Origin of the sequence: Stenotrophomonas sp. DR822, from assembly GCF_019793815.1 — a bacterium.
Lineage (GTDB): Bacteria > Pseudomonadota > Gammaproteobacteria > Xanthomonadales > Xanthomonadaceae > Stenotrophomonas > Stenotrophomonas indicatrix.
The window spans coordinates 4,407,358-4,419,436 of record NZ_CP081826.1; the positions used below are offsets into that span (position 1 = coordinate 4,407,358).

General features: G+C 67.3%; 8 protein-coding genes. 7 read left to right on the forward strand and 1 reads right to left on the reverse strand.

Annotated elements, in window-relative coordinates; all coding sequences use genetic code 11:
• The first annotated feature begins 260 nt into the window (after positions 1-260).
• Positions 261-3,764 carry a chromosome segregation protein SMC gene (smc, locus tag K5K93_RS19985; protein ID WP_222388902.1) on the forward strand — a complete coding sequence of 1,168 codons (3,504 nt, stop codon included), beginning with the start codon at positions 261-263 and terminating at the stop codon, positions 3,762-3,764.
• A 46-nt stretch (positions 3,765-3,810) separates the two neighbouring features.
• The gene (zipA, locus tag K5K93_RS19990) at positions 3,811-4,548 is read left to right on the forward strand and encodes a cell division protein ZipA (protein WP_093819073.1); all 738 of its coding nucleotides are present in this window, start codon (positions 3,811-3,813) and stop codon (positions 4,546-4,548) included.
• 73 nt (positions 4,549-4,621) lie between these two features.
• Here the strand turns inward: zipA and K5K93_RS19995 are convergent, their stop codons facing one another.
• Complete coding sequence (locus tag K5K93_RS19995) at positions 4,622-5,746, reverse strand: pyridoxal phosphate-dependent aminotransferase (RefSeq protein ID WP_222388904.1); 1,125 nt, start codon at positions 5,744-5,746, stop codon at positions 4,622-4,624.
• Positions 5,747-5,926: 180 nt separating this feature from the next.
• Between K5K93_RS19995 and ligA the strand changes: the two genes are divergently transcribed.
• From ligA to mtnA, 5 genes are all read left to right on the forward strand, one after another.
• A complete protein-coding gene (gene ligA / locus K5K93_RS20000) occupies positions 5,927-8,398 on the forward strand; it encodes an NAD-dependent DNA ligase LigA (RefSeq protein ID WP_222391138.1) in 2,472 nt (823 codons plus the stop codon).
• A gap of 51 nt (positions 8,399-8,449) precedes the next feature.
• Positions 8,450-8,935 carry a GNAT family N-acetyltransferase gene (locus tag K5K93_RS20005; RefSeq protein WP_025876917.1) on the forward strand — a complete coding sequence of 162 codons (486 nt, stop codon included), beginning with the start codon at positions 8,450-8,452 and terminating at the stop codon, positions 8,933-8,935.
• Positions 8,932-9,888: an EF-P lysine aminoacylase EpmA gene (gene epmA / locus K5K93_RS20010; protein WP_222388905.1), complete on the forward strand. Its 957-nt coding sequence runs from the start codon at positions 8,932-8,934 to the stop codon at positions 9,886-9,888. The genes K5K93_RS20005 and epmA overlap by 4 nt, the downstream gene beginning before the upstream one ends.
• Before the next feature lie 134 nt (positions 9,889-10,022).
• Entirely contained in the window at positions 10,023-10,754 is a 732-nt protein-coding gene (locus tag K5K93_RS20015) for a DUF3011 domain-containing protein (RefSeq protein WP_025876921.1), read from the forward strand.
• Between the two features lie 47 nt (positions 10,755-10,801).
• Positions 10,802-11,866 (forward strand): S-methyl-5-thioribose-1-phosphate isomerase, encoded by a 1,065-nt coding sequence (mtnA, locus tag K5K93_RS20020; protein ID WP_032976294.1) that lies wholly within the window; start codon positions 10,802-10,804, stop codon positions 11,864-11,866.
• Positions 11,867-12,079: the final 213 nt, after the last annotated feature.

A 12,079-nucleotide genomic window follows, 5' to 3' on the forward strand; every position in this document is an offset into this window, starting at 1 on the left:
AATGCGTTGGTCTCATTTTCCGGACCCGGGTTGGTGTCCGTGGCGGCCCCCGGCGGAGCCGGGAAGCGCGAGCGGGCGTGAGCGCTGAGCCTCCTGCCACGGCCATCCCGCCCGTGGAACATTGGCCCCGCTATACTCATTCCATTGCGTCACCCTTGGCCTTGTTGAATTCTTTTGAAATCAAGGGCTTGAGGTGCTGGCTGACCTGACATCCACTATGGTGGCGGCCGTAAGGCCCTTGCCCGGAACCCAATCACGCCATGCGTCTTTCCACGATCAAGCTGTCCGGCTTCAAGTCCTTCGTCGATCCGACCACCCTGCACCTGCCGACCAACATGACCGGCGTGGTGGGCCCCAATGGCTGCGGCAAGTCGAACATCATCGACGCGGTGCGTTGGGTCATGGGCGAAAGTTCCGCCAGCCGCCTGCGTGGTGACTCGCTCACCGACGTGATCTTCTCCGGTTCCAATGCCCGCAAGCCGGTCTCGCAGGCCACCGTCGAGCTGATCTTCGACAACTCCGACCACACGATCTCCGGCGAGTACGCCTCGTTCAACGAGATCTCGGTCAAGCGTACCGTCAGCCGTGACGGCAGCAGCAATTATTACCTCAACGGCACCAAGTGCCGCCGTCGCGACATCACCGACCTGTTCCTCGGCACCGGCCTGGGCCCGCGCAGCTACTCGATCATCGAGCAGGGCATGATCAGCCAGATCATCGAAGCGCGCCCGGAAGACCTGCGCGTGTACCTGGAAGAGGCCGCCGGCATCTCCAAGTACAAGGAACGCCGCAAGGAGACCGAGACCCGCATCCGCCACACCCGCGAGAACCTGGACCGCCTTGGCGACCTGCGCGAGGAAATCACCAAGCAGCTCGAGCACCTCAAGCGGCAAGCCAGGCAGGCCGAGCAGTACCAGGCGTTGCAGGAAGAGCGCCGGGTCAAGGACGCGGAGTGGAAGGCGCTGGAATACCGTGGCCTGGATGGTCGCCTGTCCAAGCTGCGCGAAGGGCTGTCGCAGGAAGAAACCAAGCTGCAGCAGCTGATTGCCGACCAGCGCGACGCCGAGGCGCGGATCGAGACTTCCCGCGTGCGCCGCGAGGAGGCTGCCGACGCGCTCAATGCCGCGCAGGCCGAGGTCTACCAGGTGGGCAGCACGCTGGCCCGCCTCGAACAGCAGATCCAGCACCAGCGCGAACTGTCGCAGCGCCTGCACAAGGCGCGCGATGAAACCCGCCAGGCACTGGCCGAACTGGGGCAGCACATCAGCGGCGACGAGGCCAAGCTGATGGTGCTGCGCGAAGCGGTCGATGCGGCCACCCCGCAGCTGGAAGCGCTGCAGGAAGAAAACGAGATCAAGCAGGAAGGCCTGCGTGAGGCCGAAGCGCGGTTGTCCGATTGGCAGCAGCGTTGGGAGCAGCACAGCTCGCAGAGCTCGGAAGCCTCGCGCGCCGGCGAGGTCGAGCGCACCCGCGTGGACTACCTGGACAAGCAGATCCTTGATGCCGATCGTCGCCGCGAAGCGCTGGCGGCCGAACGTGCCGGGCTGGACGTGGATGCACTGGAGGAAGTCTTCGAGCAGCTGCACCTGCAGCACGATACGCAGAAGACCGCGCTGGATGAGCTGACCGAGCAGGTCGAGGAGCGCAAGCACGGTGTCGCCGCCGTGCAGGAGCAGCAGCGCAACGGGCAGAACGAGCTGGCCGAGCTGCGCAAGCAGGTCAATGGCCTGCGCGGGCGCCTGTCTTCGCTGGAAACCCTGCAGCAGGCTGCACTCGGCCAGGAGCAGGGCGCGGCGGTGGCGTGGCTGAAGTCGCGTGGGCTGGATTCGGCCGCGCGCGTGGGTGAGCGCCTGGATGTTGATGCGGGTTGGGAAAACGCAGTGGAAAGCGCGCTCGGTCAATTGATCGAAGGCGTGCTGGTCGACGACCCGGCCAGCCTGGTCGATGCGTTGGGTGAGCTGGGCGAAGGCCGCATCGCGCTGGTTGCCAATGACGGTGCGGACCTGAAGGTTGCGCCGACCTCGCTGGCTGCACGCGTGCGTGGCCCGGCGCCGATCCGGCGCCTGCTTGCACGCCTGCACGGCGCGCGTGACCTTGCCGAAGCCAATGCACTGCAGGCCAGCCTGCCCGAGGGCGATTCCATCATCACCCAGGGCGGTGAACGCCTGGGCGAGGGCTGGGTGCGCGTGTCGCGCTCCGGCGCCGCCAAGCAGGGCGCGCTGCTGCGCGAACGCGAAATCAACGAACTGCGCGAGCAGATCGAGCAGCTGCAATCGCGCGAAGCCGAACTGGAAGAACAGCTGGCCGGTTTCCGCGAGCACCTGTTGGCCGCCGAACAGCAGCGCGAGGATGCGCAGCGTGCGCTGTACCTGGCGCACCGCGCGGTGTCCGAACTGGCCGGCCAGCTGCAGGGCCAGCAGGGCAAGGTGGAGGCGGCACGTACGCGCATCGACCGTATCGAAGGCGAGCTCAGCCAGTTGCTGGAGACCCTGGACATCAATCGCGAGCAGGCGCGTGAAGCGCGTGCGCGGTTGGAGAATGCGGTCAACAGCATGGGTGACCTGGAGTCGAACCGGCAGGGCCTGGAGGGCGAACGCCGTCAGTTGACCGAGGCGCGTGATCTGGCCCGCGACGCCGCCCGTGCGGTGCGCGAGCGGTCGCACGCGTTGGCCCTGACCCTGGAATCACAGCGCGCCCAGGTGGCGTCGTTGAGCCAGGCGCTGGAACGCATGAGCACCCAGCGCGGCCAGCTTGATGCACGCCTGGGCGAACTGCATTCGCAGCTGGACGAAGGCGATACCCCGGTCGAATCGCTGCAGGCCGAGCACCAGAACGCGCTGGAAGAGCGTGTCCGTGCCGATCGCGTGCTGACCGAAGCGCGCACGTTGCTGGATGGCATCGATGCCGAACTGCGCAACTACGAGCAGACCCGCCACCAGCGCGACGAGCAGGCGTTGTCCCAGCGCGAGCGCATCTCGCAGCGCAAGCTGGACCAGCAGGCGCTGGTACTCAGTGCTGAAACCCTGCAGGGCGCAGTGGAGAAGGCCGGTTTCGTGCTGCAGGATGTGATCAGCGCGCTGCCCGAAGAGGCCCGCCTGGGCGACTGGGAGCAGGCCGTGCACCAGATCGACGGTCGCATGCGCCGGCTGGAGCCGGTCAACCTGGCCGCGATCCACGAGTATGGCGAAGCCTCGCAGCGCTCGGAGTATCTGGATGCCCAGCACGTGGACCTGACCACCGCGCTGGAGACCCTGGAAGATGCGATCCGCAAGATCGACCGCGAGACCCGGGGCCGTTTCAAGGACACCTTCGACCGTGTCAACGCCGGTGTGCAGTCGCTGTATCCGCGCCTGTTCGGTGGCGGCCACGCCTACCTGGAGCTGACCGGCGAAGACCTTCTCGATACCGGCGTGACCATCATGGCCCGTCCCCCGGGCAAGCGCGTGTCGAGCATCTCGCTGCTGTCCGGCGGCGAAAAGGCGATGACCGCCGTGGCGCTGGTGTTTGCGATCTTCCAGCTCAACCCGGCACCGTTCTGCCTGCTGGACGAGGTGGACGCGCCGCTGGATGAAGCCAACGTCGGCCGCCTGGCCAACATGGTCAAGGAAATGAGCGAGAAGGTGCAGTTCCTGTTCGTCAGCCACAACAAGGCCACGATGGAAGCGGCGCACCAGTTGTCGGGTGTGACGATGCGCGAGCCGGGTGTCAGCCGACTGGTCAGCGTGGACCTGGAAGAAGCCGCGCGATTGGCGGGCGCGGCCTGACGTGCCATCCTAGTTACCTGAATGAACTAGCCGGAGAACCTAACGAATGTCCGACACGGCACTGTTGCGCATCGGCATCCTGGCCGCCGGCCTGCTGTTGGTCGCTGCGATCTTCCTGTTTGGCCGCCCGAAAAAGAAGCCCCAGGGTCGTCGCCTCGATAGCGCTGAACCGAGCAGCGGCGAGCGTCGCGAGCCGGTGCTGGGCGAGGATGGCGTGCCTGTGGCCGGCGACCGCGTCGAGCCTGGCATGGGCGAGACGGTCGAGCAGGCCGAACTGGGGCTGCCCGATGTCGATGGCGCGGCCAGCGACCTGGGCAAGCGTGCGACGCAGGATTTCGACAAGATCGTTTCGCTGTTCGTGGCCGCCCGCGCCGGTGAGCAGCTGCGCGGCGAAGACATCGTCGTGGCAGCGGAGAAGACCGGCCTGGTGTTTGGCCACATGAATGTCTTCCACCGGCTGGTGGAGGGGCATCCCGAGCGGGGCCCGATCTTCTCGATGGCCAGCATCATGAAGCCGGGCAGCTTCGACATGGGCAACATCCGCGCCATGGAAACCCCGGCCATTGCCTTCTTCCTGACGCTGCCGGCACCGCTGACCGCGCTGGACGCCTGGGAGAAGATGCTGCCGACCGTGCAGCGCATGGCTGAACTGCTCGATGGCGTGGTGCTGGATGACAGCCGCAACGCGCTCGGCCGCCAGCGCATCGCCCACATCCGTGATGAGCTGCGCGCCTATGACCGCCAGCACCAAGCGCCGCCGCTGACCAAGACCCCGCGCTGGTAAGCGCGGCAGGTCCTGGCGTGCCGACCAACGGTCGGCACCCACGGCAGTAGATCCACGCCATGCGTGGATAGGGTCAGACCGGTACGCCGGCCACCTTCGCGAACGCGCTGCGGAAGCGCGCCATCTCTTCCTCGGTGCCCACGGTCACGCGCACGCGCTGCGGCCAGATCGGCCAGCTGCGGCCGATCACCACGCCGTTGTCCGCCATCGCCCTGGCAAAGGCGGCACCGTCGCGCTGCACATCCACCACGAAGCAGTTCGCTTCGGTCGGCAGGCAGTCGAAACCACGCTTGCCCAGCCAGGCGATGGTGGCCTGCCGGACCTTGGCGTTCTGCAGACGTCGCTGCGGGATCAACTGCGGGTCGCGCAGGCTGGCCAGTGCCGCTGCAAGGGCGGGCACCGGCAGCGGGTTCTCGCCCAGGCTCGCCAGCTCGCGCAGGCGCTCCGGATGCGCTGCAGCCAGGCCAAGGCGCAGGCCGGCCATGCCGTACAGCTTGGAGAAGGTGCGCAGCACGATCAGGTCATCGCGCTGGGCCACCTGTGCAATCAGGCTGGGCTGTTGGCTGTACTGCAGATAGGCCTCGTCCAGCAGCACCCGGGTACCTGCGGGCTTGTTGGCCAGCAGCCAGGCCAGCTCGTTGGCCGGACTGATCGAGCCGGTGGGGTTGTTGGGATTGCACACGTACAGCAGGCCGGTCGGCCGCGCGTGCGCGGCGGCCACCATCGCGCGCAGGTCGTGCGCGCCATCGCCGGCCAGCGGCACCTTCTGCACGTGGGCGCCACGCGCAGCTGCCATCTCGCCCAGCGTCTCGAAGGTCGGGTCGGCCACCACCAGGCCCGCCTGCGGGCCGGTCCACAGTGTCGCCGCACGGTTCAGCGGTTCGCTGGAGCCCGGATACAGGCGCACGTGGTCGGCGGGAATGCCGGCCTGGGCGATGAATGCGTCGCGCACCTCACCGGCCAGGGCGAAGCGGTAACGGCCGCAGCTGGCGATACTGTCGCGCGCCGCCTGCTGGGCGGCCGGCGAGGGGCCATAGGGGCATTCGTTGAAGTTCAGCAGCACCGCGCCCGCATCGGCGGGTGGCGGCGCAACGGTCGCCGGCTGTGCCTGGGCCGACCGGGGCAGGCCGCTGCTGGCGAGGGCGAGACCGGCACCGGCCAGCTGCAGGAAGTGGCGACGGGAGGCAGGCAAGGTCACAGGGGACGGTTCCGGAAGGGCGACCGACGCACGCTAGCGCTGGTGGTCAGCGTGGGCAAGGGGGTATGCAGCGTCTCCAATCATGCGCGACCGTTGCTCGCCGCCAGTCCCGCATGTCCCAGTTCTACAAGGTGCTGCGCGCAGGCGCGGTAGAATTCCCGGCCATCCCAGAACCCGCGGATTCCGATGAGCCCCAGCCCCGCCGAACGTGCCGAAGACCTGCGCCGGCAGATCGCCCAGGCCAATCGCGCCTATCACGAGCTGGATGCGCCGGAGATCCCCGACGTCGACTACGACCGCCTGGTGCGCGAACTGGAGGCGCTGGAGCGCGAGCATCCTGATCTCGCCCGTGCCGACAGCCCGACCCAGCAGGTCGGCGCACGTCCGTCGGGACGTTTCGCCGAAGTCACCCATGCGGTACCGATGCTGTCGCTGTCCAATGCCTTCAGCGATGAGGAAGTGGCCGACTTCGTGCGCCGCATCGATGAGCGCCTGCGCCGCGGCACGCTGCGTTTTTCCGCCGAACCGAAGATGGACGGCCTGGCGATCAGCCTGCGTTATGAGGACGGTCATTTCGTGCTGGGCGCCACCCGGGGCGATGGCAGCACCGGTGAGGACGTGACCGCCAACCTGCGCGAGATCGGCGACATTCCCAAGCGCCTGAAAGGCAGGGACTGGCCGGATGTGCTGGAAGTGCGCGGTGAGGTCTACATGGCCCGCGCCGACTTCGAGGCCTACAACGAGCGCGCGCGCCTGCACGGTGGCAAGGTGCTGGCCAATCCGCGCAATGCCGCGGCCGGTTCGCTGCGCCAGCTTGACCCGAAGATCAGCGCGCAGCGCAGGCTCAGTTTCTTCACCTACGGTACCGGTGAAGTGCAGGGCGGTGAGTTGCCCGATACGCACTCGGGCACGCTGGCGCAGCTGCGCGACTGGGGTTTCCCGGTCAGCGACCTGTGCAAGGTGGTGGAAGGCAGCGACGGCCTGCTGGCGTACTACCGTGACATCGGCGAGCGTCGCGACGGCCTGGCATTCGACATTGATGGCGTGGTCTACAAGCTCGATGACCGCGCCGGCCAGCAGGCCATGGGCTTCGTGTCGCGCGCACCACGCTGGGCCATCGCGCACAAGTTCCCGGCGCAGGAACAGAGCACGACGCTGGAGGCCATCGAAATCCAGATCGGCCGCACCGGTGCCGCCACTCCGGTGGCGCGCCTGGCGCCGGTCGCGGTGGCCGGTGTGATCGTCTCCAATGCCACCCTGCACAACGCCGACCAGATCGCGCGCCTGGATGTGCGCGTGGGGGACAGCGTGATCGTGCGCCGGGCCGGCGATGTGATTCCGGAAGTGGTCAGCGTCATTCTCGACCGCCGTCCCGCCGGCACCACGCCCTGGCAGATGCCGACCAGCTGCCCGGTGTGCGGCTCGGAGATCGTGCGCGAGGAAGGGGCTGCTGCCTGGCGTTGTTCGGGCGAGCTGTCCTGCCCGGCGCAGCGCAAGGAGGCCATCGCCCACTTCGCCTCGCGACGGGCGATGGATATCGACGGTCTCGGCGACAAGTACATCGAAACCCTGGTGGACGCCGGCATCGTCAGGAGCGTGGCTGATCTGTACCGCCTCACCCGCGACCAGCTGCTGCACCTGAAGCTGGTGCTGGATGCTGAAGATCCTTCCGCGCTCGCGGCCAGCCTGAAACTGCACCTGCCGGCCGAAGGCAGCGGCGCGGTGCTCAACGCTGTGTTGAAGCTGGATGGCAACGACGCAGGGTGGCGCGCGCAGGCACTGGCGCAGCCGGCAGCCTTTGAATGGAACACAAAGAAGATCGCGACCAAATGGGCTGACAACCTGATCGCTGCGATCGATGCCAGCCGTGATGCCACGCTGGAGCGCCTGCTGTTCGCACTGGGCATCGAGCACGTCGGCGAGAGCACCGCCAAGGCACTGGCACAGTGGTTTGGCGATCTGGCGTTGATCCGTCGCCTGCCGTGGCCGTTGTTCAAGCGCGTGCCCGACATCGGTGGCGAAGTGGCGCGCTCGCTGGGCCACTTCTTCGAACAGGAAGGCAACCAGCAGGCCATCGACGCGCTGCTGCAGGTGGGGCAGGTGCGCATCAGCGACGTGCACCCGCCAAGTGCGAAGCTGCGCGAGGGGCTGGACCTGGCCCAGTTGCTGGTCGAAGCGGAGATTCCCGGCATTACCCGCCTGCGCGCCGAAAAACTGGTCGCAGTACTGCCCAGCGCGCAGGCGGTGCTGGACGCCGAGCACGGCCAGTTCGTCAACGCCGGCCTGCCCGACGACACCGCGCGCGGCGTCGCTGACTGGCTGGACAGCGAGGGCCATGGCGCGATGTTGCTGGCCGCCGAAGTGGAGATGAAGCACATCCTGGCCAGCGCACCGGCCCTGGCCGACGTGGTGGCCGGCCCGCTGGACGGGCAGACGGTGGTGCTTACCGGCACGCTGGCCCAGCTCAACCGCGATACCGCCAAGGAGCGCTTGGAGGCGCTGGGCGCCAAGGTGTCGGGCAGCGTGTCGAAGAAGACCAGTTTCGTGGTGGCCGGCACCGAGGCGGGTTCAAAGCTGGACAAGGCGCAATCGCTGGGCGTTCCGGTGTGGGATGAAGAACGCCTGCTGGCCTACCTGGCCGAACACGAGTGATGAACCGGCCGGGTGCGCCGGCACCCGGCACGCAACCGCAAAGGAACACTGATGCAGACCGCTCCGCTGGATTTCCGCCTGGCCACCCGTGCCGACGAGGAACTGCTGATCGCGCTGATGCGCGATTTCTACGCCGAAGACAAGATCGAATTCGACGATGCGCGCGTGCGCCGTGGTGTCGATGCGCTGCTGGCCGATCCGCGCAACGGGGAAGTGCTGCTGTGGCTGGACGAGGCCGCGGCCGTCGTTGGCTATGCGGTCATCGCGATGGGCTTCAGCCTGGAGCAGGGCGGCCATTTCATGCTGCTCGACGAGCTCTACCTCAGCCACCGCGCGCGTGGCCGTGGCCGCGGCAAGCGGGCACTGGCCATCTGCGAACAACGCGCGCGTGGGCGTGGTGTCAGCCGGCTGCGGCTGGAGGTGAACCATCACAACGAACTGGCGCGCCGCCTGTACCTGGCCAGTGGCTACATCGACGACACGCGCGATCTGCTGACCCTGCCGCTGGACCATCCGCGCCCGGAGGGCATCCTGTGAGCGAGGCACTGCTGCGCAGCCTGCAACAGCGTGCCAGCCTCAATGCGCTGGTGCGGCGCTTCTTCGCCGAGCGTGGCGTGCTGGAAGTGGAAACGCCGATTCTTTCCGTGGCGGGCAACACCGAGCCGAACATCGACAGCTTCCACACCGACTTCAGCGGCCACGTCGATGCGGGCGGACGCCGACGCTGGCTGCGTACCTCGCCGGAGTTCCCACTCAAGCGCCTGCTCGCTGCCGGCGTGGGCGACTGCTATGAGCTGGGCCGGGTGTTCCGCAATGGCGAAGCCGGTGGCCGCCACAATCCCGAGTTCACCATGCTGGAGTGGTATCGGGTTGGCTGGGACCACCATCGGTTGCTGCAGGAAACCGCGGAACTGGTGGTGCAGGCACTGGCGCTGGTTGGCCGCAGCGCGACGCTGCGCGTGCTGAGCTATCGCGAACTGTTCCAGCAACAGGCCGGCGTGGACCCGTTTGATGCCGATGAGGGCCAACTGCGCGCCGCGCTGGGCGAGGTGCACATCGATCCGGTGGGCCTGACCCGCGATGATTGGCTGGATCTGTTGATGACCCACCGTATCCAACCGCACTTCGATGACACGGTCATGACCGTGGTCCACGACTGGCCCGCCAGCCAAGCGGCACTGGCGCGCATCCGCCCCGGTACGCCCCCGCTGGCCGAGCGTTTCGAGTTGTACCTGGGCGCGGTGGAGCTGGCCAATGGCTATCATGAACTGAACGATGCGGCTGAACAGCGCGCGCGTTTCCAGCATGACCTGCAGCGCCGCCATGCACGGGGGCAGGTACAGCCCGCGCTGGATGAAGCCTTGTTGCATGCACTGCCTGCAATGCCCGCCTGTGCCGGTGTTGCCGTTGGCATTGATCGCCTGCTGATGGCGATGCACCGCACACCGCGCATCGCCGACGTGCTTGCATTCGATTTCGCCCACGCATGAGCCCATTTCCCCCGGACCTGGCAGGCTGAACGAAAACACGCGTCTGCGCGCTTGATTCAGCAACCACGATGATGCTCTTATCACAGCCGATGCCGCACACTTGCGTCGTGGTTCATCCATTCATGGGGAAGGCTTTGGTCAAGTGGTTTGCGGTCGTAGCGGCACCGATGTACTCCGTGGCGATATGGGGTGGCCTGCTTCCGTCGACCGCATCGGCGCAGTCGCTTGGCTATGACAGCGAAGTGGTGACCTGCGAATCCCGCGACATGGGTTGGGTGCATTGCGACATCGATGTCAGCAACGGCGTTGACCTGATCCGCCAGTTGTCCAACAACAGCTGCATCCGTGGCAGCGAATGGGGCACCGACCGCAGTGGTGTGTGGGTGACTCTGGGCTGCCGCGCCGAGTTCCGCGCGCGCGGTGCAGAGACTGATGCCGTGCCCTCGGCCGAGGGCCGCAAGCGACTGGTGCGGCGGGTGGTGCGCTGTGAGTCCAACGGTCGCCCGCAGAGCTGCCCGGTACGCCTGGACGGTGCGCCGGTACGGTTGCTGCGGCAACTGTCGGTGCTGCCGTGCCGGGAAGGGCAGGGCTGGGGCTACAAGCGCAATGAGGTGTGGACCACCCGCGGTTGCCAGGGTGATTTCGAGGTGGCCGACGAGCAGGGCCGTTTCGTCGACATGCCGCGCCGGCTGACCTGCGAATCCAAGTCCAAGAAGCGCCGCTTCTGTGGCGCCAGCATCTCCACCAGCGCCACCCTCTCCAACCAGCTTTCCAGCACGCCATGCGAGGAAGGCAGCACCTGGGGCTGGAACCGCAACGGCATCTGGGTCGACGGCGGCTGCCGCGCCGAATTCTCGGTGAACTGACCCCGGACGGGGTCCATCCGTGCGTGGCGTGGCCCTACAATGGGGCCATGAATACCGCCACCGACCTCGACTACGCCCGCTACGACCACATCCGCCCGATCCTGTGGACCGGCGATGCCCTGCAACTGCTCGACCAGCGCAAGCTGCCGTTCGTGGTCGAGCATGTGGCCTGCCATGACAGCGATGAGGTGGCTGCCGCCATCCACGCCCTGACCGTGCGCGGTGCGCCGGCCATTGGCATCGCTGCCGCCTGGGGTGTGGTGCTGGCCGCACGTGATGTGCAGGCTGCCGATGGCGCGCATGCGCTGCAGCAGCTGGAACCGGCGCTGCAGCGGCTGAATGCTTCGCGCCCGACCGCGGTCAACCTGGCCTGGGCGCTGGCACGCATGCGACGTTGCCTGAGCGCTGCCGGTGCCGACTGGAAGGCGTTGCTGGAGGCTGAAGCGCAAGCGATCGCCGAAGAAGACCTGGCCGCCAACCGCCACATGGGCGCACTCGGTGCCGGCCTGATCGAGGCCGGCAGCGGCGTGTTGACCCATTGCAATACCGGCTCGCTGGCCACCGCTGGCTTCGGTACGGCGCTGGGCGTGATCCGCGCCGGCATGGCCCAGGACCGCATCGCCCGTGTGTTTGCAGGTGAGACCCGGCCGTGGTTGCAGGGGGCGCGCCTGACGGTATGGGAGCTGCAGCAGGACGGCATCGACGCGACGCTGATCGCCGACTCTGCCGCCTCGCACCTGATGAAGACCGGTGCGGTGCAGTGGGTGATCGTGGGCGCCGATCGCATCTGCGCCAATGGCGATACCGCCAACAAGATCGGCACCTACCAGCTGGCCATCGCGGCCCGCCACCACGGGGTGAAGTTCATGGTCGTGGCGCCGTCCTCGACGGTGGACATGGATACCGTGGACGGCAGCCAGATCGAGATCGAGCAGCGCGACCCGGGCGAACTGTACGGCGTGGGCGGCACCCGTACCGTGGCCGAGGGCATCGCCGCCTGGAACCCGGTGTTCGATGTCACCCCGGGCGAGCTGATCGATGCCATCGTGACCGAGCGGGGGGTGATCCTGAACCCGACCGCTGAGAACATGCGCGCCGCCTTTGGCGGTTGACGCGGGCAGGGGTGGCTGCCTTTCCGCTGGAAAGGGCTCCGACCCCGGCATCCGGTAGTGCCGGCCGCTGGCCGGCAACCCCCTAAGTTCCTGATTTGTGCCGGTAAAATCACCGTAAAGGCAGGCGGAAAACGGCCCCGTGTGGTAGAATCCAGCGGTTGAATCGAGGTTCCGGCACGACCACCCCCGGGTGGATGCGCCGGACTGGACCGC

Coding starts and splice junctions, on each gene's coding strand:
- smc (WP_222388902.1), top strand. CDS start 261: ATGCGTCTTTCCACGATCAAGCTGTCCGGCTTCAAGTCCTTCGTCGAT.
- zipA (WP_093819073.1), top strand. CDS start 3,811: ATGTCCGACACGGCACTGTTGCGCATCGGCATCCTGGCCGCCGGCCTG.
- K5K93_RS20005 (WP_025876917.1), top strand. CDS start 8,450: ATGCAGACCGCTCCGCTGGATTTCCGCCTGGCCACCCGTGCCGACGAG.
- mtnA (WP_032976294.1), top strand. CDS start 10,802: ATGAATACCGCCACCGACCTCGACTACGCCCGCTACGACCACATCCGC.